25 protein-coding genes are annotated in these 22,278 nt (G+C 69.9%); 23 read left to right on the top strand and 2 right to left on the bottom strand.

Going from position 1 to position 22,278, the window contains the following annotated elements; all coding sequences use genetic code 11:
* Positions 1-5: 5 nt before the first annotated feature.
* From AB0G47_RS17795 to AB0G47_RS17705, 19 genes are all read left to right on the top strand, one after another.
* Positions 6-1,478, top strand: a complete 1,473-nt coding sequence (locus AB0G47_RS17795; RefSeq protein WP_360770286.1) for a phage capsid protein — start codon at positions 6-8, stop codon at positions 1,476-1,478.
* 183 nt (positions 1,479-1,661) lie between these two features.
* The gene (locus AB0G47_RS17790; protein WP_360770284.1) at positions 1,662-2,372 is read left to right on the top strand and encodes a hypothetical protein; all 711 of its coding nucleotides are present in this window, start codon (positions 1,662-1,664) and stop codon (positions 2,370-2,372) included.
* Positions 2,373-2,468: 96 nt separating this feature from the next.
* A complete protein-coding gene (locus tag AB0G47_RS17785) occupies positions 2,469-4,703 on the top strand; it encodes a phage minor capsid protein (RefSeq protein WP_360770837.1) in 2,235 nt (744 codons plus the stop codon).
* 2 nt (positions 4,704-4,705) lie between these two features.
* Complete coding sequence (locus AB0G47_RS17780; protein ID WP_360770281.1) at positions 4,706-4,897, top strand: Rmf/CrpP fold protein; 192 nt, start codon at positions 4,706-4,708, stop codon at positions 4,895-4,897.
* Between the two features lie 118 nt (positions 4,898-5,015).
* Positions 5,016-5,690: a hypothetical protein gene (locus AB0G47_RS17775; RefSeq protein WP_360770278.1), complete on the top strand. Its 675-nt coding sequence runs from the start codon at positions 5,016-5,018 to the stop codon at positions 5,688-5,690.
* Positions 5,691-5,754: 64 nt separating this feature from the next.
* The gene (locus AB0G47_RS17770) at positions 5,755-6,612 is read left to right on the top strand and encodes a phage head protein (RefSeq protein ID WP_360770275.1); all 858 of its coding nucleotides are present in this window, start codon (positions 5,755-5,757) and stop codon (positions 6,610-6,612) included.
* A gap of 20 nt (positions 6,613-6,632) precedes the next feature.
* The gene (locus AB0G47_RS17765) at positions 6,633-6,755 is read left to right on the top strand and encodes a hypothetical protein (RefSeq protein ID WP_360770272.1); all 123 of its coding nucleotides are present in this window, start codon (positions 6,633-6,635) and stop codon (positions 6,753-6,755) included.
* Between the two features lie 3 nt (positions 6,756-6,758).
* Positions 6,759-7,148 carry a hypothetical protein gene (locus AB0G47_RS17760; RefSeq protein ID WP_360770269.1) on the top strand — a complete coding sequence of 130 codons (390 nt, stop codon included), beginning with the start codon at positions 6,759-6,761 and terminating at the stop codon, positions 7,146-7,148.
* Positions 7,145-7,462 (top strand): hypothetical protein, encoded by a 318-nt coding sequence (locus AB0G47_RS17755; protein ID WP_360770266.1) that lies wholly within the window; start codon positions 7,145-7,147, stop codon positions 7,460-7,462. Before AB0G47_RS17760 ends, AB0G47_RS17755 begins: the two co-directional genes overlap by 4 nt.
* Positions 7,459-7,809, top strand: a complete 351-nt coding sequence (locus AB0G47_RS17750) for a hypothetical protein (protein WP_360770264.1) — start codon at positions 7,459-7,461, stop codon at positions 7,807-7,809. Before AB0G47_RS17755 ends, AB0G47_RS17750 begins: the two co-directional genes overlap by 4 nt.
* Positions 7,806-8,237 carry a minor capsid protein gene (locus AB0G47_RS17745; protein ID WP_360770260.1) on the top strand — a complete coding sequence of 144 codons (432 nt, stop codon included), beginning with the start codon at positions 7,806-7,808 and terminating at the stop codon, positions 8,235-8,237. Before AB0G47_RS17750 ends, AB0G47_RS17745 begins: the two co-directional genes overlap by 4 nt.
* A 12-nt stretch (positions 8,238-8,249) precedes the next feature.
* Complete coding sequence (locus AB0G47_RS17740; protein WP_360770257.1) at positions 8,250-8,789, top strand: hypothetical protein; 540 nt, start codon at positions 8,250-8,252, stop codon at positions 8,787-8,789.
* Complete coding sequence (locus tag AB0G47_RS17735) at positions 8,789-9,259, top strand: hypothetical protein (protein ID WP_360770253.1); 471 nt, start codon at positions 8,789-8,791, stop codon at positions 9,257-9,259. Before AB0G47_RS17740 ends, AB0G47_RS17735 begins: the two co-directional genes overlap by 1 nt.
* A gap of 249 nt (positions 9,260-9,508) precedes the next feature.
* Positions 9,509-11,563: a hypothetical protein gene (locus tag AB0G47_RS17730; protein ID WP_360770251.1), complete on the top strand. Its 2,055-nt coding sequence runs from the start codon at positions 9,509-9,511 to the stop codon at positions 11,561-11,563.
* 20 nt (positions 11,564-11,583) lie between these two features.
* Complete coding sequence (locus AB0G47_RS17725; protein ID WP_360770248.1) at positions 11,584-14,190, top strand: hypothetical protein; 2,607 nt, start codon at positions 11,584-11,586, stop codon at positions 14,188-14,190.
* 44 nt (positions 14,191-14,234) lie between these two features.
* Positions 14,235-15,824, top strand: coding sequence for a right-handed parallel beta-helix repeat-containing protein (locus AB0G47_RS17720; RefSeq protein WP_360770245.1), 1,590 nt, complete (start codon positions 14,235-14,237; stop codon positions 15,822-15,824).
* Positions 15,825-15,900: 76 nt separating this feature from the next.
* Positions 15,901-16,683, top strand: a complete 783-nt coding sequence (locus tag AB0G47_RS17715) for an N-acetylmuramoyl-L-alanine amidase (RefSeq protein WP_360770835.1) — start codon at positions 15,901-15,903, stop codon at positions 16,681-16,683.
* 137 nt (positions 16,684-16,820) lie between these two features.
* On the top strand, positions 16,821-17,060 hold the full coding sequence (locus tag AB0G47_RS17710) for a hypothetical protein (RefSeq protein ID WP_360770243.1): 240 nt from the start codon (positions 16,821-16,823) through the stop codon (positions 17,058-17,060).
* Positions 17,057-17,398, top strand: a complete 342-nt coding sequence (locus AB0G47_RS17705; RefSeq protein WP_360770240.1) for a hypothetical protein — start codon at positions 17,057-17,059, stop codon at positions 17,396-17,398. The genes AB0G47_RS17710 and AB0G47_RS17705 overlap by 4 nt, the downstream gene beginning before the upstream one ends.
* 465 nt (positions 17,399-17,863) lie before the next feature.
* On the opposite strand, the gene AB0G47_RS17700 is transcribed toward AB0G47_RS17705, so the two are convergent.
* Positions 17,864-18,031 (bottom strand): hypothetical protein, encoded by a 168-nt coding sequence (locus tag AB0G47_RS17700; protein ID WP_360770237.1) that lies wholly within the window; start codon positions 18,029-18,031, stop codon positions 17,864-17,866.
* 20 nt (positions 18,032-18,051) lie between these two features.
* Positions 18,052-18,447: an ATP-binding protein gene (locus tag AB0G47_RS17695; protein ID WP_360770234.1), complete on the bottom strand. Its 396-nt coding sequence runs from the start codon at positions 18,445-18,447 to the stop codon at positions 18,052-18,054.
* Positions 18,448-18,765: 318 nt separating this feature from the next.
* Here AB0G47_RS17695 and AB0G47_RS17690 point away from each other — a divergent pair, with 318 nt between their 5' ends.
* The 4 genes from AB0G47_RS17690 (at position 18,766) to AB0G47_RS17675 (ending at position 22,176) form a co-directional block, all read left to right on the top strand.
* Positions 18,766-19,617 (top strand): DUF5753 domain-containing protein, encoded by an 852-nt coding sequence (locus AB0G47_RS17690; protein ID WP_360770231.1) that lies wholly within the window; start codon positions 18,766-18,768, stop codon positions 19,615-19,617.
* 4 nt (positions 19,618-19,621) lie between these two features.
* The gene (locus AB0G47_RS17685) at positions 19,622-19,822 is read left to right on the top strand and encodes a DUF397 domain-containing protein (RefSeq protein WP_360770228.1); all 201 of its coding nucleotides are present in this window, start codon (positions 19,622-19,624) and stop codon (positions 19,820-19,822) included.
* 339 nt (positions 19,823-20,161) lie between these two features.
* Positions 20,162-21,046 (top strand): radical SAM protein, encoded by an 885-nt coding sequence (locus tag AB0G47_RS17680; RefSeq protein WP_360770225.1) that lies wholly within the window; start codon positions 20,162-20,164, stop codon positions 21,044-21,046.
* On the top strand, positions 21,043-22,176 hold the full coding sequence (locus AB0G47_RS17675) for a methyltransferase domain-containing protein (RefSeq protein ID WP_360770222.1): 1,134 nt from the start codon (positions 21,043-21,045) through the stop codon (positions 22,174-22,176). The genes AB0G47_RS17680 and AB0G47_RS17675 overlap by 4 nt, the downstream gene beginning before the upstream one ends.
* Positions 22,177-22,278 lie beyond the last annotated feature (102 nt).

The following is a 22,278-nucleotide window of genomic DNA, read 5'->3' as shown; positions in this document are numbered from 1 at the left end:
GAGCCGTGCCTCTGCCCGACAATGGCGCAGCGTGGCCGCCCCCGCAGTGGGCCCCGTACTACGCCGAGATGCGCGTCGACGATGCGTGGTACTCCGGTGATCGGCGCCGCCTCGCCCGCATCCACGGCGAGCAAGACGTCGCTCCGACGCGCCGGGGCCCGTGGAACCGGCGCCGCGCAGAGCCCACCCGACCGCGTCACCGACTGCACGTGCCGTTGGCGTCCGACATCGCCGCCGTCAGCGCGCACCTGCTGTTCAGCGACATGCCGTCCCTGCACGTCGAGGACAAGGCCACACAGGCACGCCTCGAAACCCTGGTCGACGAAGGCCAGATACAGCAGGCGTTGCACGCAGGCGCCGAGCAGGGAGCCGCCCTGTCCGGGGTGTACCTGCGCGCCACGTGGGACCGCGACCTAGTCGACCGGCCGATCTTCTCGGTTGTGCAGCCCGACAACGTCGCCCCCGAATTCCGGTGGGGGATGCTGCGGGCCGCCACCCTGTGGCGTGACCTCCCCGGCTCGACGCAGTCGACCGTGTTCCGGCACGTCGAGCGGCACGAGCCCGGCCGCATCCTGCACGGCCTGTACGAGGGCACCCCCGACAATCTCGGCCGCGCCGTCCCTCTGGCCGAGCACCCTGAGACCGCCGATCTTGCGGGCAGTCTCGGCGAGGACGGCGTCACCGTCACCACCGGCATCACCGACCTCACCATCGTCTACGTGCCGAACATCGGACCCAACAGGGTGCACCGGTCAAGCCCGATGGGGCGTAGCGACTTCCAGGGCATCCGGGACGTGTTCGAGGCCATCGACGACGTGTGGACGTCATGGATGCGCGACATCCGCCTCGCCCGCGCCCGGCTGATCGTTCCCGACGGGTACCTACGGGACTACGGACCCGGCAACGGCGCAGGGTTCGACGACGACCGCGAGGTCTGGCATTCGCTGAAGATGCCGCCCAACGACGGCGCGGCCATCACGCTCAGCCAGTTCGAGATCAGGGTAGAGGAGCACCAGCGGAGCACCGAGGCCCTGACTCGGCAGGCCGCCCAGTCGGCCGGATACAGCGCCCAGTCGTTCGGCCTCGACGCCAACGGCGCCCCGATCACCGCGACTGAAGTCGACAGCCGCGACGCCCTGTCCATGGTCACCCGGAAGAAGAAAACCGGGTACTGGCGTCAGCCCCTCGCGCACATCCTGCACGTCCTGTTGCAGCTCGACGCCGTGCATTTTGGCCGCCCGATCAAACCGGAGCGCCCCCGCGTCGAGTTCGGCGACGGTGTCGCCGAGAGCGAGCAGAGCACGGCGACAACGCTCGACCTGCTCGCCCGTGCGGGCGCCGTGTCCACCGCAACCAAGGTTCGTTGGCTACACCCCGATTGGGACGACACCGCCATAAAAGTCGAGGTTGCCGCGATCCTTCGGGAGACCGGAGCAGCCGCGCCCGACCCCGTCGGTACGTTTCCGCTTGCTAGTTAGCTCGATACGCAACCCCTTTCCCTTGCGTACGGCGATCACCGGGATATCCGAGGATCTGTGGGCTGATTTGACGAACCCGCCCCCTAGCACCCGTCTCATGTGCTGTGCTTAATGTCAGATTGACTGCTTGAGACGTGCTAACCGGTTCGGTACGCCAGCAGGCCCACCGCGGCGAGGTGCAAAATGGGCGCTTCACTCTCTGGAATTCTGGGACCCGTCATCGGCGGAATACTGGTGGCAATAACAACGTACTGGACCACAAGGCAGAGGGCGCGGGCAGAGGTTCGTAAGCTCGATGCCGAAACAGATAGGACGCGGGCCGAAACTTCACGCATCTTATCGGAATTCACGCCAGCCAGAAACGAATCCCTGTCACGAGGGACTGCCCCCAAGGGCTGGAGCGTGTCAGGGACAGCCCCAGAAGGATACGAATTCGGCATCGATCTAGAGACATTCGAGAGCGGCTATTCAAGCAGCTTCATTCAGGCTCAGAGAATCCCTCTTGGATTCGCAACCCTTATGCAGATGTTTCGAGCAGACGCCTATCATGGATCCCGCGTAAGATTCTCGGCAGCGCTTAAAGCGGAGGCCGTCACCGGCTGGGCTGGACTTTGGATGCGGGTTGATGGTGACACTCGCGAAACCCTCGCCTTTGACAACATGGAAGATCCGGATCGAAGGATTAAAGGAACAATCGGCTGGAGATGGTACAGCATCGTCCTAGACATTCCCCCGCAAGGCGTCAATATCGCTTTTGGGATTATCCTGGACGGGCCTGGCCGACTATGGATCGACAAAACCAGGTTTGATGTGGTCAGCGAGGAAGTGCCCGTAACCGACCAGGCTTATCCTCTACATCCTGCGAATCTCGACTTTTCTGACGGGTTCGAGTAGATAACAAAATGCATAGGATCAGCCATTTCCCAACGGCAAACAGAGGCAAGATGACGCCACAGTCGTGAGGGGGTCTCCGTGGCAATACACCCTGGCATGGCCGAGCCCCTCGCCGAGCGCACTCGCGACCTCTACGCCGCCGCCGAGGAGCGCCTACTCGGCCTCATCGCAAGGAAGTTGGCCGAGGGTCTCGACGCCCCAGGGTGGGCCGAGCGCAAGCTCGCCGCCGTTCAGTCGTTGCGCCGCGCCTCACAGAGCGTGGTCGACGAGTTGGGCAAGGCCGTGACCCTCGACGTGTTCGACGCGGTCGCCGAGGCGTACAACGTCGGGCACCGCGCCGCGGTCGCCGAGATCGGCGCCCTGTCCGACGAGGCGCGCGCCCTGGTCGACGACGTCACGCCGAACGCACAGGCTGTGGACAGGCTCGCTCAGGAAGCGGTCGACGTGGTCACCTCGACGCACCGCTCGATTCTGCGGGCGGTCGTCGACACCTTCCGGGCGATCGTCGCCGAGGTCACCGCAACGCCCCTGCTCGGCACCGGCAGCCGCCGCCAGGCCACCCAGGACGCCATGCGCCGGTTTGCCGACGAGGGCATACGCGCGTTCACCGACCGCGCCGGCCGACGTTGGCAGCTCACCTCTTACGCCGAGATGGCCGTGCGCACGAGCGTGGGGCGTGCGGTGACCGAGGCGCACATGCGGACCCTGTCCGACGCCGGTATCGATCTGGTGATCGTGTCCGACGCGCCGCGCGAGTGCCCGCTCTGCCGTCCGTGGGAGGGTCGCGTACTGGCTATCGACGGCCCGAGCGGCGAGCGCACGGTCGAGGTCGAGCACGCCGTCGAGGACGGCCGCATGGTCCCCGTGCGTGTGGCCGGGACGCTCGACGAGGCTCGCCTCGCGGGATTTCAGCACCCCAACTGCCGTCACTCCGTGAGCGCCTATACGCCAGGGCTCACCCGCATTGAGGCCGCCGAGAGCGACTCCGCCGGGTACGAGGCCGGACAACGGCAGCGCACCATCGAGCGCCGTATCCGGCAGTACAAGCGGCGCGAGGCCGCCGCCGTCACCCCCGAGGCCAAGCGCGCCGCACGCCTCAAGGTCAGGCAGTGGCAAGGCGCCATGCGCGACCACCTCGCAGCCCACCCCGATCTACGCCGGCTCAGGCACCGCGAGCAGGAAGGGGCGGGAAACCTGCCCGCCTCGCCGCGCCCGCCCGCGCCCGATCAGGTCGAGCGCGCCCGCGTATGGTCCGGCGACGAGCGCACCGTGCGCGAGATGAGCGACGACCAGCTCGCCGCCGCTCTCCGTACGCCGCTCGACGACCGCGCCCGGCGCCGGATCGAGGCCGAGGCCGACCGCCGCGACCTCGCCGCCCTGCTCGACCGCGCCGCACCCCGCGGGCGCCTGGTCGAGGATCTGCTCGGCCTGTCCGACGACGACCTCGCCCGCCTGTTCGCCCGCGTCGACGACGCCGACCAGGTGCGCGTCATGGCCGAGACCGACCGCCGCGACCGCGCCGGGCAACGCCCGGACGTGCGCCCCGACTTGGTGGGCCTGTCCGATGCCCAGCTCGCCGCCCGCTACCGCGACGCCGGTAGCGGACCCGAGGCCGCCGCCATCGCCGCGGAGGCCGCCCGCCGTGACCTGCTCGGCAGGCTGTACCCCGGTGGCAACCTGCTCGCCGATCTGACGGGGGTGGGCGACGACGACCTCGCATGGGCGATGCAGTACGCCGACACCGCCGAACTCTTGCGGATCGCAGCCGAGATGGACCGCCGCGACGCCGTCGAGCTGCCCCCGCCCGCCAGCACCGGCGACGCCGCCGACGACCTGCTCGCCGACCGCGACGCCCTCGCCGAGGCCATGGGCGACCATGTGCCCGGACCGGCCGCATGGGGCGCCCTCGCCGCCGACCAGGCCCTCGACGACCACCTCGACGACGACGCGTTCTGGGCCGACCTACGCGACGCCGCCGCCGCACAGCACCGCGGCGACGACGAGGACCAGGACGAGCGGCATCTCATCACCCGCCGCGAGGCCCGAGCCCTGTACGACGAGTACGTGTATCGGCAGTACCTACAGGCCGAAACGGACTGCCGCGGCTACCTGCTCAGCAAGAAGGCCCAGGCCGCCGGGCACGCCCCGGTATCCCTGTTCAGCGGGCCCGCACGCATCGCGCACGCGCGAGCGTCCGACGAGCTAAAAGAGTGGTGGGCCGAACACGGCCGATTGACTCAGGCAGAGTTCGTCGAGCAGGTGACCGGCAAGCCGCAGCGATGGGCCGACGGCGCCCGCCACAACGAGTCGGACCACCAGAACAAGAGGTGACCATGGGCACGCGCGAGGACATCGTGAAGGCAGTCACGGCAGGCCGCGAGGCAGGCCAGCGCGGCGACGAGCCGACCACGTGCCCATACCCGAGCACGTCGACGCTGCGGACCGCGTGGATACGCGGATACGCCGAGCAGCGCCCCGCCCCCCGACCGGTCACCGACGACGGCGACCAGGACCTCGACGACTAACCGAACACCGCAGTACCGCCCCGAAGGGGGCCCGCCAGGCGCGGGCCCCCTTTTCGTTTGCCCGCATCCGGCCGAGCGCCAGGCGCGCACGGACCCGGACACCGTCCCAGGAGAACCCGTGTCGACTCCCGACCCGACCAACGCGCCCGCCCCGAATCCGGCCCCGACCGGCGACCCGCAGACCCCGGCCGCGCCGAGCACCAGCTCGACGCCGCAGACCCCGCAGACCCCGCAGCAGGGGGAGCCGCAGGACGTCGCGTCGCTCCCCGACTGGGCCCAGAAGCTCATCAAGGACACGCGCGCCGAAGCCGCCGACTACCGCACCCGTGCCCAGCAGGCCGCCCCGCAGGCGCCGACTCCGCAGACCCCGGCCGCGCCGCCCGTCGAGCCCGCCGAGGGCGATGTGACCCGGTTGCCGAAGTGGGCACAGCAGGCACTCGCCGACAGCACAACCGCCGCCCGGCAGGCAGCCGTGCAGGCCGCCGTAGTGCAGGCCGCGCCGACCGTCGGCGCCGACGTCGCCCGCCTGCTCGACTCCGCGTCGTTCACGGCCGCGGTGGCGCAGATCGATCCGACCGACACGGCCGCCGTGGCGGAAGCGATCAAGAACGCCGTTACGGCTCAGCCGTGGCTCGCCGCGGTCCCGCAGACGCCCGCCAAGTCGGGCGCCGACTTCAGCGACCCCGGCCCGGGGGCCGTCACCGAGGCCCAGTTCGCCGCCATGTCCTACGCCGAGCGCGCCGACCTGTTCCAGTCCGACCCCGAGACATACCGGCGCCTCGCCAACCACTGACCCTCCGGCCGCCCGCCGGGCCCTCTAACGCCCGGCCACCGCGCCGGAAAAGGAGCACCCACCCATGGCTAAGACCACGTCCGCACAGATGATCGTCCCCGAGGTGTGGGGCGATATGGCACAGGCCGAGTTCCTCGGCAAGGTCCGCGTAGCCGGATCGGCCGCCGTCGTCGAGGACAACACCCTTGAGGGTGCGCCCGGCCAGGAGATCGAGTTCCCCAAGTGGGGCAGTCTCGGCGAGCTGGACGAGCTGACCGAGGCAACGCCGATGACGCCGGTGGCCATGTCGACCAGCTTCGCCAAGGCCGTGATCAAGGAGGCCGGTAAGGCCGTCGAGATCACCGACAAGGCCAAGCTGGTCAGCCTCGGCGACCCCGAGGCCGAGGCCCGCCGCCAGTTCGGCGTTCTGGCCGCGCGCAAGGTCGACGCCGACCTGATCACCCAGGCGCAGGCCGACGAGACCACGCTCGGCGGGGGCAACCCGCTGAAGTTCACCACCGGCGCCGGGAAGACCAAGTTCACGTGGCTGGACGCCATGGTTCCCGGCATCGCGCAGTTCGGCGACGAGTGGGAGCCGGACGACTTCGCGGGCCTGTTCCTGAACAGCGCGCAGTACGCCGATGCGCTCGCCGACCCGCAGTTCGTCGACGCGTCCAAGCTCGGCAACGGCCCCTCGGCCGCCGTCGCGGGCAGCATCGGCCGTATCGGCGGTGTGCCCGTGTTCCTGACGAACCGCGTCGCCGCACGGACGTTCCTGCTCATGAAGCGGGGCTCTCTCGGCCTGCTCTACAAGCGGCGCCCGCTGGTCGAGGACGACCGCGACATCCTCGCCCGCTCGACCGTCGTCACCACGACCCTGCACTACGCCGTCAAGCGCCTGAGCGACCGCGGCGTGTGCGTCGGCACCCTCGCCACCACCTGACCGAGAAGAAACGGTTCCCCATGATGCTGCGCCGCTACCACCCCACCCCGCCGGACGACGAGCCGGACGACGCCGAGAACGCCCCGCAGGCAGACAAGCCCGCGGGGCGTTCTGCTGCCCGCGCCAAGGCCAAGAAGGAGTAGCCCGTGCCCCGTGTCTACGCCACCCCCGAGCAGCTCACGGCGTGGACCGGGAAACCGACCCCGTCCGATGCCGAGCGGCTGCTCGCCCGCGCGTCCGAGGACATCGACGACGCGCTCGTGCGGGCGGTCTACCTCACGGACGACGCGGGCATGCCCACCGATCCCGCCGTTGCCCTCACGCTTCGGGACGCCGTCTGTGCTCAGGTCGAGTACCAGCTCGCCACGGGCGACGACGGCACCGGCGCGGCCGGCCGTTGGGACTCCGTGAGCATCGGGCCCGTGTCCCTGTCCGGCCGCAAGGACGGCCCGGCCGCGCCCGGCGAGGTCGACCTCGCCCCGCGCGCGCACCGCGCGCTCACGCGGGCGGGCCTGCTCCCGGGGCTGATCTGGTGACCCGCGTCCCCGGATGGTTGCTGCGCCACGAGGTGGCCGTCGAGCCCTACCTCGGTACCTCGGCATACGGGCCCCGCTACGGGCCCGCGGCCACCGCGCCTGCCCTGGTCTCCGAGACGGTCAAGCGCGTGCGCGACCGCACCGGCGCCGAGACCGTATCGACTGCGCAGATCATCGCCGCCCCCGATCTCACCTGCCCGACCGGCTCACGGATCACGCTGCCCGACGGCCGCAAGACGACCGCGCTCACCGTCGCCCACCACACCGCGCCCGGCCTCCCGGTGCCCGCCAGTACGGAGGTGATGTGCGAATGACGCAGCGCACCCGGCTCCGCTGGAACGGCGATGCTGCCCTCGCCGCGACCCGCCAGGGAGCGGCCCGCGGTCTGCGGCTCGGCGCCGAGCACGTCCTCGAAGTCTCGCGGCGCCGCGTGCCGATCGAAGAGGCCACCCTCGAACGCTCCGGAGTCGCCACCGTCGACGAGAGCGCGCTCACCGCCGCCGTGTCCTACGACACCCCGTACGCGGTCCGTCAGCACGAGGAGATGACTTACCGGCACGACGCGGGGCGCACCGCGAAGTACCTCGAACTCCCCCTCGCCGAGGAGGCCGACGCCGTCGCCGAGATCATCGCCGCCCAGGTGCGGAGGTCCCTGCGGTGACGTTTCTCCCCGACGTCGTCGACGGCCTGGCCCGCCTGCTCGACGCGCGCCGCGTCGGCACGTACCGGCCCGACGGCATCTATGCCGAGGGCGAGACCGCCATCACCGACACCGTGATGCCCGACGGACCCGACCGCGCGATCGTGCTCACCGCGTACCCGGTCACCGAGTCGGCCGCGCTCACCGACACCGTGCTCGCCGTGCAGGTCCGCACCCGCGCCGGGCCCGACCCGCGCGAAGTGGGCGCCCTGGACGACGACGTGTTCGCCGTCCTGCACGCCTCTGGGCGGCACACCTTCGGCGCCGCCCGCATCACGCTCATCTACCGCTTCTCATCCGGCTCACTCGGCGCCGACGCCAACGGCCGTCAGGAGCGCACCAGCAACTACCGGCTGCGCGCGAACCGCCCGCACCCCGGCCTCGAATAGGAGGACCCGCCCTTGAGTACGCCCACGCCCCCGGCCGAGACCGAGACCGCGCTCGCCCGCCGGTACCGCCTCGAACTCAACACCGGCACCGACGCCACCCCCGTATGGTCCCTGGTCCCGGGAGTCCAGGAGTTCGCCCCCAAGGTCGAACCGACCCAGCAGAAGTCGACGACATACGACGACGAGGGGTGGGCGGACAGCACGGTGACCGAACTCGCCTGGTCGATCGAGGCCAAGCTCGCCCACCGCTGCCACCCCACCACCGGCGTCTTCAACGCCGCACAGGAGAAGTTGCGTTTGGCCTCCGAGACGTTCGGCGTCGCCTCGCGCGTGCACGTGCGCTACTACGACCGCGAGGGCCGCGACGAGGCGTACGAGGGCCGCGCCCTGGTCACCTGGGAGCCGGACGGCGGCGCCGCCGACGACCTCGACACGGTCAAGGTCACGCTGACCGGCAAGGGCCCCCGCAAGAAGATCACCAACCCGGCTGCGCCCGCGGGCGGCGGCACGCTCACCCTCGCCGCCGCAAGCACCACGAAGGAGGCCGCGTAGTGGCATTCGAGCCCATCGACGAGCTGCTCGACGAAACGCTCGTCCTCCCGGTCAAGGGCCGCCACTACACCATTACGGCGCCCTCCGCCGAAACCGGTCTGGCCGTGCAAGCCCTCGTGCAGAGCGCCGCGGTCGCCGCGAACGGCGGCGAGGTGGACACCGACGCCCTCGGCGATGCGGCCGAGCGCGACCTCTACCGCGACCTGCTCGGCGACGCCTACGACCAGATGCTCGCCGACGGCGTGAGCTGGCCGGCACTCAAGCACTGCGCGCGCGTCGCGATCGTGTGGGTGGTGCAGGACAAGGCCACCGCGGAACGCGTGTGGGCCTCGGGCGGCGACCCTTCTCGCCTGGCCCCGAACCGGCAGCAGCGCCGATCGGGCGGGGCGAGTACGACGAAGAATCAGGGCTCTGGGAGTGGTACGAGTTCCCGCCCGGCACCGGCCCGCGCACGGCGCAAGCGTCGCTGACCTGGCCCCAACTCCTCGACCAGTGGCCGCTGATCGAGGCGGACCTACACGAGATCTACGGCGTCGACGTCGGCGACAGGCGCCTCATGCGCGCCCGCTCCTGGCGGTGGCTGCGCGTGCGGATCTTCGGCCTTCTCTCGGCCGAGTCCCGGCTCTCTCGCCACTTTGCACCACCTGAACAACCCCCGCGGTAGTCCGCTGCTGTAGCGGCCCGCGCCCACCACCTAGCACGACAGGAGGTGGGCGCGCGTGGCGCTGACTGTCGGCGAACTCACCGGCTATATCGACCTCGACGACTCCGGGGCACAGCGCGGTCTGAACGCCACGCGCGCCGGACTCGACGACCTCGCCCGCGGCACGGACGGCCGTCTGCGCGACCTGCGCGGGCGGTTCGTCGCAGAGTCCGCGGCCATGGGCGGCGCGCTCGGCGACGGCGTGCGCTCGGGCGCGGTTCGCGCGGCCAAGGGCCTTGCCCTGGTCGGCGGCGCCGTCCCGCTCGTGGCCGCCGGTACTGCCGCGCTCGGCGGCCTGGCCGCGGGCGCCCTCGCCGCGGGCCTGGCCGTCAAAGCCTTCTCGGCCGCGGTCGGCCCGCAGATGGAGGCCGTACAGGAGGTCGCCACCCTCGCCGCCGAGGCAGAGAAGGCCGCCGCCGAAGGCGCCGCGGACGCAGCCGAAAAGCAACAGGCATACACCGAAGCTCTCGCCCAACTCCCGCCCGCGACAAGGGATGCTGCCACCGCGTTCATCGGCCTGAAAAGCGACTACAAGGCGTGGTCCGACAGCCTGTCCACCACCACCATGCCGGTGGTCACCAAGGGCATCACCGTCCTGCGCGACCTGCTGCCCAGCCTGACCCCTTTCGTCAAGGCCGCCGCGGGCGCCTTCTCCGGGTTCTTTGATGACGTCTCCGCGGGCGTCAAGTCCGCGGAGTTCAAGGAGTGGGTAAGCGAGACAGCCGCGGTCGCAGGGCCCGCCCTGCGCGACATCTTGATCGTGATCAAGAACTTTGCGGTCGGATTCGCGGGCATGCTGCAAGCCTTCCTGCCCGCCTCCGCCGGGGTGACCGGCGGCCTGGTCTCCATGTCTGCCGCGTTCGCCGACTGGGGAACCTCCCTCGACAACTCCGCAGGCTTTGCGGCATTCCTCGACCTGGCCGAGCAGGGCGGCACGACCCTGGCCAGTCTGGGCGGCGCGGCCATCGAGCTTCTCGTCGCCCTCTCGCCACTGCTCGGCGTCACGGTTCAACTCGCCCTGTATCTGGCGCAGATGATCAGCGCCGTGCCGACCCCGGTACTGACCGCGCTCGCCGTGGTCATCGGTTCCGTGACCGTAGCCACGAAGGCTTGGGCCCTGGCGCAAACGGTCGTGGCCGCCCGTAACGCCATCTGGACCAGCAGCCAATGGGCGCTGAACGCGTCGATGTTCGCCTCGCCCGTGTTCTGGATCATCGCGGCGATTGTGGCGCTGGTCGCCATCGTCGTGTTGATCGCGACAAAGACGACGTGGTTTCAGACCGCGTGGTCGGCCGCCTGGGGCTTCATCAAGTCGACCACCGACACGGCCGTATCCGGCATCGGAACGGCGCTGAACTGGTTCGCCTCACTGCCCGGCAAGCTCGGCGGCTGGTTCGGCAGCGCAAAGGATGCCGCCGTTGGCAAGATCATCGAACTGACGTCGTGGCTTTCCGGGTTGCCCGGCCGTACCGCGTCCGCCCTGGCCGGCCTGCCGGGCAGTCTGCGCGCCTCCGCATCCCGCGGCTTTCAGGCGTTCCGCACGGCTGCCGGACAGAAGGCATCGGACTTCATCGCGTGGGTCCGTGGCATGCCCCGCCGCATCGCGAGCGGCATCGGCTCGCTCGGCTCGCTGCTCACCGGCAAGGGCCGCGACGTCGTGCGCGGCCTGTGGAACGGCATCAAGGGCATGGGCGGCTGGATCAAAGACAAGTTGATCAGCTGGGCCAAGGCCATGATTCCGGGGCCGATCGCTGACGCGCTCGGCATCAACTCGCCTTCCCGCGTCATGGCGCAGGAAATCGGTCAGTGGATTCCCGCCGGTGTCGTCGACGGCATCGAGGCGGGACAGGGCGCGGTCGATCGCAGCATGCGCAACCTCGTGTCCACGCCCACCCCCGGACAGGCCACGGCCGCCGCCTGGTCCGCCCACTCCGCAGCGCCCGCAGGCGGAGCAGACGGCGGGCGCATCGTCCTGGACATCACGGGCGCCGACGGCGAGTTCAAGCGGCTCATCCGCCGCATGGTCCGCGTCGACGGCCGCGGCAGCGTACAGACCGCGTTCGGCACCTGAGCAGCAAAGGAGGTGCCGACGTGGCGTTCCCCGATGATCCGCTCGGCGTGCGCGTCGAGCTGCAACTGGGCGGCGTATGGCTGGACATCACCGCTGACGTCTACACCGAGAACCCCATCACGATCACCCGCGGGCGTCCTGACGAGGGCGCCCGCACCGACGCGGCTACCTGCTCGTTCGTCCTGGACAACACCAGTGGCCGCTACAGCCCGCGCAACCCGCGCTCCGACCTGTTCGGACGTCTGGGCCGCAACACCCCCGTCCGTATCTCCGTCGCCCCGCTGGGCCCCGCCGGGCCGCGCCTGGTCCGCTTCCTGGGCGAAGTGCCCGGCTGGCCGGTGAAGTGGGGCACCCCGTACGACGTGCGCGTGTCCGTGACAGCCGCGGGCATCCTGCGCCGACTCGGGCAGGGCGCGGCGCCGCTGCAATCCGCGATGCGCCGCGAGTTCTCCAACCCCGCCCGCACGTCCATCGTGGCGTACTGGCCGCTCGAAGACGGCTCCGGGGCAACCGAGTTCGCCTCGGCGATGCCCGGCGCCGCACCCATGCGCATCACCATGACCGGCATCAAACCGGCCGCGTACACCGGTCATGAGGCATCCGACGCGCTGCCCACCCTGGGCGAGGGCGCCCTCACCGGCACCGTGCCCGTCTACGCCACGACCGGGGAAAGCGCCTTGCGGTTCTTCGTGGCGTTCCCGGACACCGCGCCCGAAGCCGAGACTGTGCTGTGCAGCTTCGCGACCACCGGGATCATCTCGCGGTGGACCATCACGCTGCGGCCCGACGGGCGGCTGAGCATGTACGGCCGCAACGCCCTGGGCGTGCTTTTTGTCGACCTGACGGCGGGCGGGAACTCCCTGCTCGGCAAGAAGGTCAACATCGGCCTTGACCTCATACAGACCGGCCCGCTGACCGACTGGCGCCTCTACTACGTCGACATCGACGCCTACACCTACGAAGACGGCGGGCCCGTCCCGGAGTGGAGCGGCAACACCGTCCCCAACGCCGTCGGCCGAATCACCCACATCGGCGTGGGCGGCGGCAAGGCAGGCGAGATCGCCCTCGGGCACGTCGTCCTCGCCAACACCGCCGCCGCCTACAGCGGCACCGGCCCCGCGATGATCGGGTGGGCAGGCGAGACCATCGCCAACCGGCTCCGCCGCCTCGCCGCCGAGGAAGAGATCCCGTTCACGTACACGGGCCGCCCCAACACGGCCGGTACCCGGCTCGGCACGCAGTCCGTCGCCGCCCTGCTCGACCTGTTCCAGGATGCCGCGGACGCCGACGGCGGCATGCTCCACGAGCAGCGCGACGCCCTCTCTCTCGCCTACCGCACCCGCGCCACCCTCTACACTCAGGCGCCCGCGCTCACCCTCGACTACGCCGCCCGCGAGGTCATCGCCCCGCTCGAACCCGTCGACGACGACCAGGCCGTACGCAACGACGTCACGGTGCAGCGGGCGGGCGGATCCTCCGCGCGGGCCGTGTGCGAGTCGGGCCCGCTGTCGGTCCTGCCCCCGCCGGACGGCATCGGCCGCTACACCGACAGCCGCACCCTCAACCTGTTCTCCGACGACCAGTGTTCGCCCTACGCCTGGTGGGGGCTGCACCGCGGCACGTGGGATGAGGCGCGCTACCCGTCCGTGTCCGTGGCCTTGCATGAGGCGCCGCACCTGGCCGAGGCCGTCGCCGCGGTCGACGTCGGCGACCGCGCCGCCGTCCTCAACCCGCCGCCCTGGCTCCCCCCGGGCACGGTCGAGCTGCTCGTCGAGGGCTACACCGAGACCCTCGGCGTGCGGACATGGGAGGTCACGTTCACGTGCTCGCCCGGCGGGCCGTGGCTGGTCGCCACCCTCGACGACGTCGAGTACGCAACCGTCGGCACGGACGGCACCACCCTGGCCGCCGCCGTCGACAAGGACGCGGCGACCGTCGAGGTACAGGTCACCGCGGGCCCCGCCTGGCCGGTGGCCGCGCTGCCGCTGAACCCCAACCCCGACATGGCCGAGGGCCTGGTCGGGTGGACGCCCTACGGCGGCACCCTCGCGCGCATCCCTACCCCCGGCCGCGGGGCGGGCATGGGCGCCTGGTCCGTCCAGTTCATCCCGGACGGCATCGAGGAGTACCCCAACATCGGCAGCGACCTCCTGCCTGTGGTGGCAGGGAGCCGCTACACGGTCGCCGGATGGATGCGTTGCGCCGTCGCACGCACGGTCGACCTCGACATCAACTGGTTCGACTCGGCCGGCGAGTACCTCGACACCGCGGCGAGCAGCAGCACCCTGACCGCGGGGCAATGGGTCTGGTTCGAGGAAGCGTTCGCCGCGCCCCTCGGCGCCGCCTTCGCCAGCATCGCCGCAACCGTCCCCGACACCCCGGCCCCGGCCGACGTCCTGACCGCGACCCGCCTCACGCTGCGGCCCACCCTCGACGGCGAGACGCCGGGCGTGTTCCCCATCGCCGTGCAGATCGGCGGCGAACACCTCGACGTGCACGGCATCGCGCCGTCCGCGACCGCCGGACTCCAGACGTTCACCGTCACCCGCGGCACAAGCGGCCTCGCCCTGCCCCACGCCGCGGGTACGGCTGTGCAGCTCGCCCGCCCCGCCCTTGTCGCCCTCTAAGGAGGTCTCCCCTGTCCACGCCCGTTGCTCAGTGGCTCCCCGGCATGCAGATGACCGCGGGGCGTCTTCAGTACATGCTGGAACGGCTCTCCGAGTCGCTGACCGTCACCGCGTACGGAACCGTCGGCACCGGGACCGTCGACGATGCCCCGGCGATCCAGGCCGCGCTGAACGCGGCCAAGCTGCGCGGGGGTTGGGTCATCGTCCCGCCCGGTACCTACCTGCTCGCCACGCTCCCGCTCCGCATCTACCGCAACACCCGCCTGACCCTGCTCCCCGGAGCGCGCTTCGTGCGCGGCGCCGCCGAGACCATGCTCATCAACGGCGACGCCACACAGAACCTGGGCGGCTACACCGGCCACGGCAACATCACGATCGAGGGCGGCGTCTGGGACTGTCAGGGCACCGCACCGGGCCTGACGGCCTCGGCCATGTGCATCAGCATCGGGCACGCCCGCGACATCACCATTCGGGACGTCGAGATACGCGACGTGTCCGGCTACCACGCCATCGAGCTGAACAGCACGAAGCGGGGGACCATCGAGAACTGCCGCTTCCTGGGCTACTACGACCCCGGCGCCCGCGACTTCTCCGAGGCCGTGCAGCTCGACTTGGCCAAGTCATCGGGGGTGTTCGGCGGCTTCGGTCCCTACGATCACACGCCGTGCGAGGACATCCTCATATCCGGCTGCTACTTCGGAGCATCCGGCACGAGCCTGACGACGGCGTGGCCGCGCGGTATCGGCTCGCATTCCGCGACGATCACTAAGTACCACCGCCGAGTTCGGGTCTCCGACTGCACCTTTGAAGGTGTCACTCAGTACGCCATCAGTGCCTACAACTGGGAAGACACCACGGTGACCGGCTGCACCTTCGCGAGCTGCGGTTCGGGAGTGCGCTTCCGCGCTGTGATCCTCACCGACGCCGAGGACACCAAGCGGCCGGACGGCACGCAGACCGGCGCCTCGCAGGCCATGCGCAACCTGACCGTGACCGGCTGCACGTTCCGCGGCGGGGGCGGCTACGACGAGCCGATCGTCGCGCTCGGCGAGATATCCGGGCAGATCCTCAACCTGACCATCGGCGACAACGCCATCGATGGCAGCACCGCCGGACAGAACGGCATCCGCCTTCAGCAGGTGCAGCGGTTCGCCATCTCCGGGAACGCCATCTCCAGCGTGGACGGCACCGCCGTGTCGATGGAGAACGCCGACAACGGCGCGGTGACCGGCAACCAGGTCTACACCCCCGGCGCGCACGGCCTCACCGCCGTCACCTGCACGCACATGTCGATGACCGGCAATCAGGTCCTGTATCCGGGCGGGAACGGCGTCCTGGTCCAGGACGGCAACAACATCCACATCCGCGACAGCTACATCAAGAGTCCCGGACGCTCGGCGAACAACACCTACTACGGCATCCGCCTGAGTAGTACCGCTTCGTCCATCTCTCTGTCCGGGAACAAGGTCCGTCCCAACGGCAGCGGCAACGAGGCGATCAACGGTTTCTCCGCGACGAACACGTGCAGCCTCATTGCCCGCTACGGCAACGACTGGCGCGGTACGGAGTTCACCGGCGGCGCCCTTGACGACAAGTCGCCGGCCCCGCAGACCCTCGCGACCGACCTCGCCTGACCCGCTCCCCACCTCGTATGCCCCGCGCTCTGCGCTGGGGCATTTCTTCATGTCTGGAGTCTTCCCCTTGGCACGCATGCCCGGCGCCCTGTGGCGCCCGATCCCGGTCAACTTCACCAATGACGGACAGGACCAGGTCCGCGGCGTCGTCGTGCACATCATGGCCGGAACCCTGCCCGGCACGGATTCTTGGTTCCGCAACCTCGACGCCCGCGCGTCGAGCCACTTCGGCACCGGCAAGGGCGGACAGCTCTATCAGTGGGTCGACACCAGCGACCGTGCGTGGGCGCAGGCCGCGGGCAACCCGTCGTGGCTGTCCGTCGAGAACGAAGGGCGGGGCGGCGACACCCTCACCGACGACCAGCTCGACCGCAACTCCCAGGTTCTCGCGTGGGCCCACAAGACCTACGGCGTGCCCCTCAGGGTCGCCACCTCGACCAGCGACCGCGGCCTCGCCTATCACGGCCTCGGCGGGAGCGCGTGGGGCGGACACACGTCCTGCCCCGGCTCCCGGATCGTCGCCCAGTTGCCCGAGATCGTCCGCCGGGCAAAGACGCTCGCAGGCGACGGCGGCACCACGCCGGACCAGCCCAAGCCGTACACCCCGCCGCCCTTCCCCAAGGGCCTTGCCCCGGGCCGTAAGAGCCCGTCCGCCAAGCCGCTGCAGCGCGCACTCAAGGCCACCGGATACCTCGCCAAGAGCGTGCCCGAAGCCGACGCGTACGGCCCGCAGACCCAAGCCGCCGTGGCCCGCTTCCACAACGCCCACCCCGCCTACCGCGCCGAGGGCAAGTCCCACGATCCGGCCATCGGCCCGCGCGGCTGGGCCGCCCTGCACCGCCTCGCCTACGCCAAGTAGGCCCCGCCGCCCGGCGCCGAGAAAAACCTCGAGTTTTCTCGTCATCTCGACGCGAATGCCTGAGCAACACCCCCGCCCGCCCCGCCTACCGCGCCGCGGGGCGGGGCGGGCCCACCCATCCGAGAGGAACACCCCCCATGACCTCCGAGAACAAGCGCAGCATCCGCACTGTCCTGCAAGGCATCGTGGCGTTCGCCGTCGCGCTCCCTGGCATCGTCACCGCATCCGGCGTGCCCGACTCCCTGCCGTGGGTGGCCGGCGGGCTCGCCGTCGCGGGCGGCCTCGCCCGCGTGATGGCGCTCCCGAGCGTCGAGGCCATCCTCGACCGGTTCGGCCTCGGCCTGATCGACGACGCCAAGGAGCCCACCGCGCCGTGACGACCCCGCCCTCACCGTCCGATCCGGCTGCGGTCGCCCTCGAACTCGAACGCATCCGGCGGACGATCGAGGTCGGGTTCACCCGCACCGACGGCGCCCTCGCCCTGCTCGTGCAACGGCACGACCAGACCGACGAAGCGCTCAAGGAACACACGCGCCGAATCGACGACCACGACACCCGCCTCGACACCCTCGAACGGGGCGAGACCGAACGCCAAAAGCGCGACACAACCCGCCTCGACGCCCTCGAACGGGCCCGGTGGCCGCTCCCATCCGTGGCCGCCCTCGTCGCCCTCACCGGCCTCACTCTGTCTCTGTGGCAGCTCGCCGCCCGATAGAAGCACCACGCCCCCCGCACGGCCCGAGGCCGTGCGGGGGGCGTTCTGTCGTTGCACGAGCAGGGGAGAGGACCCCCGGAACCGCTTCCGCCGGGGGCCCTCCCTGGGGGTCACCGCGTCGGTGGACCTATGCGGCCACGGACGCGGGAGCCGTTCCCCCTCCGCCGCCGCCCGCCCCCGCGTGGGAGACGTCGGCTTCTCGGCGGACGCGGTGGCGTGTGGGCCAGTCGATGCGCCGAGCGTGGCGTCGGTGGCCTTCCCGGCCCGTGGAGCTGTGAGGGCTCTGGATCTGCACGCGCACAGGTTCGCGGTAGCAGTAGCAGGTGTAGGTGTGGCCGTCTCGGTCGAGCGGCGGAGGCGTCAACGCACGGTGAGGGCTCGGCATCGACCAGTAGATCGCCAGAAGCGCCAAGAGCCCGAGGGCGACAGACAGAGCGACGGTTCCCCACATGACCGGTTCGAGGTTCATTCGTTGGTCTCTGTGTTGGACAGCGGGACCACCGTCAGGCCGACGTGGTTGGCGAGTTGGTAGGTGAGGCAGCGCGCCAGGTCCGGAGGCAGCTCGACGAGGAGCGTCATGTCGAAGTGGAGCCACAGTTCATCCGGAGCGTCACCGCGCCGGTTCCCGGTCACGTGGACCATGCTTGGCGTGATCACAAGGCCCCCTTTCCGCCCTGAACGAGGCGGAACCAGACGGCCTTGGACGTCGGGACTTGACCGCCGAAGTGCGTGATTCCCCAGGCGTCGGCGCACTGCTCCACGACAAAGAGGCCGAGGCCGCCCTCGCCGTCTGCCACCTCTGCCACCTCTGGCGGCATCGGGCGGTAGCGCGGCTTGTCGTCGAACACGTAGACCCAGGTTTGGCGTTCGTCGACCGTCACCTCGACGTGCACGACGCGCGTCGCAGTGTGGCGATAGACGTTGGTGACGACTTCGCTCGTCAAGAGCCGCGCCGTCTGCGCGAGCGTCTCGTGCCCCGTCGTGCAGAACAGGGCGACGACCAGATTCCGGAGCACGACGGCGGCCGTTGGCTCATTCGCCGCGGTCAAACGGTAGGTCGTAGAGGACTTTGGTTCGTGCGGTGCAGGAGGTGCGGGCGGTGCTAACGCTGTAGGCATTTCGTCGTCTCCCAACGCGGTTGTAGCGCGCGCTGCCCGCCACCGTGGCTTGGGCCGCCTTCCGAGATCACGCGACAGCTCAGGGCGTGCGCGAGCGGCTGCACTGCGGGATTACCGGCGTGCGGCGCGATGCTGCGGAAGACGGTAGCGGGTTCGTCTCACTAGTGGTACCCATTCGGCTCAACCGTTGAACAAGGTGGATACCTGCTTGGTGACGGGCCACACTGAGTGCCAACAGGAGGGGTGCCGATGCCGCCGAGGAAGGCCCCAACCGCGCGGCAGCGTCGGTTGGGCACTGAACTGAAGAAGATCCGCGAGCACGCTGGACTTTCACTCGCAGACGCCGCAGCACTGCTCAGCACCGACCGGACCACCATCAGCAACACCGAGAGCGGGCGTTTCGGTGTGAGCGGCGAGCGCGTGCGGACATGGACAGGGCACTACGACTGCCCCGACGTCGAGTACGTCGAGGCGCTCGCCGCCATAGCGGAGGAGCGAGGCAAAGGGTGGTGGGAGGACTACCGCGGCGAGTTGTCCGCCGGCGCCCTCGACCTCGCCGAACTTGAGCACCACGCCGTAGCGCTGCGCGCGGTTCAGATGATGCACATGCCTGGCCTGCTTCAGACCGAGGAGTACGCGCGGGCCGTATTCGCTGAAGCCGTGCCGCCGTTGAGCCCGGCAGACCACCGCCGCCGACTCTCGCACCGCCTGAAACGGCGCGATGTCCTCGACCGCGAGTCACCGCCAACGTGCACGTTCTTGATCCACGAGGCCGCACTCCGAATGAAGTTCGGCGGCCCCGAGATCACGCGTAGTCAACTCGACTACCTGCTGAAGGAGTCCGAGCGTGACAACGTGATCGTTCGGGTAGTCCCCTTCGCCGTCGGCGGTTTCCCGAACGCGGGAAGTTCGACACTCTATGTGTACGGGTCAGTGGCGCAACTCGACACCGTACAGACCGACACTCCGACCGGCCCTGCGTTCCTCGACGCCGAGACGCGTCTCGCCAACTACCGGGCCGTACTGGATCGGACCCAAGAGAAGTCGCTAGACCCCGCGAGGTCGCGCGACTTCATCCGCGAAATCGCACAACAAGTATGAAGGCGTGGGAATAGTGGCAAATCAGTGGCTCAAGTCCTCGTTCTCGACAGACTCTGAGGGCAACTGCATCGAGCTAAAGCGGGTCGGCGACTCGGTACACCTGCGAGAGAGCGACGCCCCCGACACGATCGTCGAGACCACCCCCGAGAAGCTGCTCGCGTTCCTCAAGGGTGCCAAGGCTGGCGAGTTCGATCACCTGATCTAAACCACCGAGACGTTAGACGCACGGCCCCTCATCCTGGCGGATGGGGGGCCTTTGGCGTTCCGTATCAATCAACGGCATATGCCGTCTCACTCGTTAGACGTCAAACTGTTGATACGGATCTGTAGCTACCGCTACTTTCAAATGGCGCCGCCGTAGCTGGCCATGCATGGGCCGACCGCGGGCTACGGCGGCAACTCTCCCCAGCTTTGCGCCAGTTGAGGAGAGGGCCCAGGGTTGCCCCCTGCCTGTGATTCCACGTCGGCAGGGAGGGGGCAATCACGATGCTGCGTCGTCCATGCGCTGGCTGCGCTGCGTCGCGGCAAGCGAGAGGACTCATGCATGAACGCCGTCGACACCATCCGCTCAATCGAGCTGGAGATCACCGGCACTTGCGATCTCCAATGCACGCACTGCTGCACCATGTCCGGCCCCAAGGTGAGTTCCGGCCTCATGACCCGCGACAACTGGGACCAGGTCATCACCGACATCGCCGCCCCCCTCGGCATCCCCGCCGTGCAGATGATCGGCGGCGAGCCCACCCTCTCCCCCCACCTGCCCCACTACATCGAACTCGCCACGCAACTCGGTCTGGCCGTCGAGGTCTACAGCAACCTCACCCACATCCGACCCGCCCTCTGGCGTGCGCTCGACCGCCCCGGCGTCACCCTGGCCACCTCCTACTACTCCGACCAGGCCGAGCAGCACGAGCGGATCACCCAGGGCAAGGGCAGTCACACCCGCACCCGCGCGAACATCCTCGAAGTCCTCGACCGCGGCATCCCCTTGCGCGTCGGAATCGTCGAGGTCAACCCCGGACAGCGCGTCGCGGAAGCCGAGGCCGAGCTACGCGCCCTCGGCGTGAAACGCGTCAACGTCGACCGCGCCCGGAAGGTGGGCCGCGCCGCCACGGGCACCATCCCCACCGTGGATGAGCTGTGCGGCCACTGCTTCCGCCACCGCGTATCCATCGACCCCGACGGCAACGTGTCCGGGTGCATCCTGTCCCGCTTCCTAGAAGCCGGGAACGTCCGCGAACGGCCCCTGCCCGAGATCCTGCACGACGCCCTATGGTCGGAAATCACAGCCACCATCCCCACGCCCCGGAGCGCATGCCCTCCCGACGACTCCGGCGACTGCGACCCCGCGAACACCGACGCCTGCCTCCCCGACTACCCCGACGACGTCACCCCCGCCGTCCCCCTCTCCCTGGAGGCCACCGCGTGAACTGGCGACCACACGCGCAAGCCCTCGCCGAGAGCGTCACCCACCGCTCATCCCGATGGCGCGACCCCGTGGCCGGCACTCCACGCCACCTGTTCGTGCCCCGCTGGTGGGAGCGCGCTGACGCCCGGTGGGCTCTGCAAGCCCCGCACGATGAAGGCCAGTGGTACGCCGCCACCTACCGCGACGCATCCCTCGTCACCCGCGTCGGCCCGCACCACGCCGACCGAGCCAAGGCCGACGACCACCCCACCGGCCGCCCCACATCCTCCGCCACTCTGCCGAGCCTCGTCGTCAGCATGCTGCGGCACGCCTACCTCGAAGACGGCGACCAACTGCTCTACGTCGGCACCGGCACCGGATACGGCACGGCCCTCGCCGCTCGCCGCCTGCACTCCGAGAAGGTGACGAGCGTGGACGTCGACCCCTATCTCGTCGAGACAGCACGGGAACGGCTCGACACCATCGCCCTCGGCCCTCGCGTCGAGACCGCGGACGCCACCGGCCCACTTCCCGTCGCCGCCGAGAGCACCGACAGCCTCGTGTCCATGGTCTCCGTCCGTACCATCCCGACGAGTTGGCTCACCGCGCTCCGCCTCGGCGGCCGACTCGTCACCACCATTGCGGGCACCTCACTCCTCGTCACCGCGGAGAAGGACAACGACGGCGGAGCCACCGGGCACGTGCAGTGGGACCGCGCCGGATTCATGCCCGTGCGCCACGGCGACGACTACCCGCCTAGCCTCGCCCCTCTGCTCGCCGCCGCCCGGCACCAGGACGGCGAAGAGGTCACCACAGGCCCCTACCCCGTCGTGCAGGTCGAGGAAGCATGGGACCTCGATTCCATGCTCAGCCTCACGGCCCCCGGCATCGTGCACGAGTACCGGGAACACAAGGGGCAACGCACCGCGATCATGGCCCACGCCGACGGCTCGTGGGCCCGCGCCACCGCCGAGGGCACCGGTCCGCCCACCGTTCACCAGGGCGGCCCACAGCGCCTGTGGAGCATCCTCGACGGCATCCGTCAGGACTGGCTTGCCACCGGGGAACTCCCCGTACGCGGAGCCCGTGTCTTCATCAGTCCGGAGGGACGCACCATCCTCGCCCGCGGGAAGTGGCACACGCAGCTCTGACCGCCGCAGCCACGATGCCCCCGGCCTCGGAAGAGACTGGGGGCATCGCGGCGTGTAGAACATCACGCCAGGCAGGTTGGCCCGAACGAACAGTGCAGCTCA

Source organism: Streptomyces sp. NPDC021622, from assembly GCF_040640795.1.
In the GTDB taxonomy this organism is placed as follows: Bacteria; Actinomycetota; Actinomycetes; order Streptomycetales; family Streptomycetaceae; genus Streptomyces.
Note: the sequence above shows the minus strand (reverse complement) of the source record. Positions and strands in the feature narration are given on the sequence as shown.

Bases quoted from the DNA above. Each gene is read 5' to 3' on its own strand.
- AB0G47_RS17790 (WP_360770284.1), top strand. From the start codon at position 1,662: ATGGGCGCTTCACTCTCTGGAATTCTGGGACCCGTCATCGGCGGAATA.
- AB0G47_RS17785 (WP_360770837.1), top strand. From the start codon at position 2,469: ATGGCCGAGCCCCTCGCCGAGCGCACTCGCGACCTCTACGCCGCCGCC.
- AB0G47_RS17780 (WP_360770281.1), top strand. From the start codon at position 4,706: ATGGGCACGCGCGAGGACATCGTGAAGGCAGTCACGGCAGGCCGCGAG.
- AB0G47_RS17770 (WP_360770275.1), top strand. From the start codon at position 5,755: ATGGCTAAGACCACGTCCGCACAGATGATCGTCCCCGAGGTGTGGGGC.
- AB0G47_RS17765 (WP_360770272.1), top strand. From the start codon at position 6,633: ATGATGCTGCGCCGCTACCACCCCACCCCGCCGGACGACGAGCCGGAC.
- AB0G47_RS17750 (WP_360770264.1), top strand. From the start codon at position 7,459: ATGACGCAGCGCACCCGGCTCCGCTGGAACGGCGATGCTGCCCTCGCC.
- AB0G47_RS17720 (WP_360770245.1), top strand. From the start codon at position 14,235: ATGCAGATGACCGCGGGGCGTCTTCAGTACATGCTGGAACGGCTCTCC.
- AB0G47_RS17715 (WP_360770835.1), top strand. From the start codon at position 15,901: ATGCCCGGCGCCCTGTGGCGCCCGATCCCGGTCAACTTCACCAATGAC.
- AB0G47_RS17710 (WP_360770243.1), top strand. From the start codon at position 16,821: ATGACCTCCGAGAACAAGCGCAGCATCCGCACTGTCCTGCAAGGCATC.
- AB0G47_RS17690 (WP_360770231.1), top strand. From the start codon at position 18,766: ATGCCGCCGAGGAAGGCCCCAACCGCGCGGCAGCGTCGGTTGGGCACT.
- AB0G47_RS17680 (WP_360770225.1), top strand. From the start codon at position 20,162: ATGAACGCCGTCGACACCATCCGCTCAATCGAGCTGGAGATCACCGGC.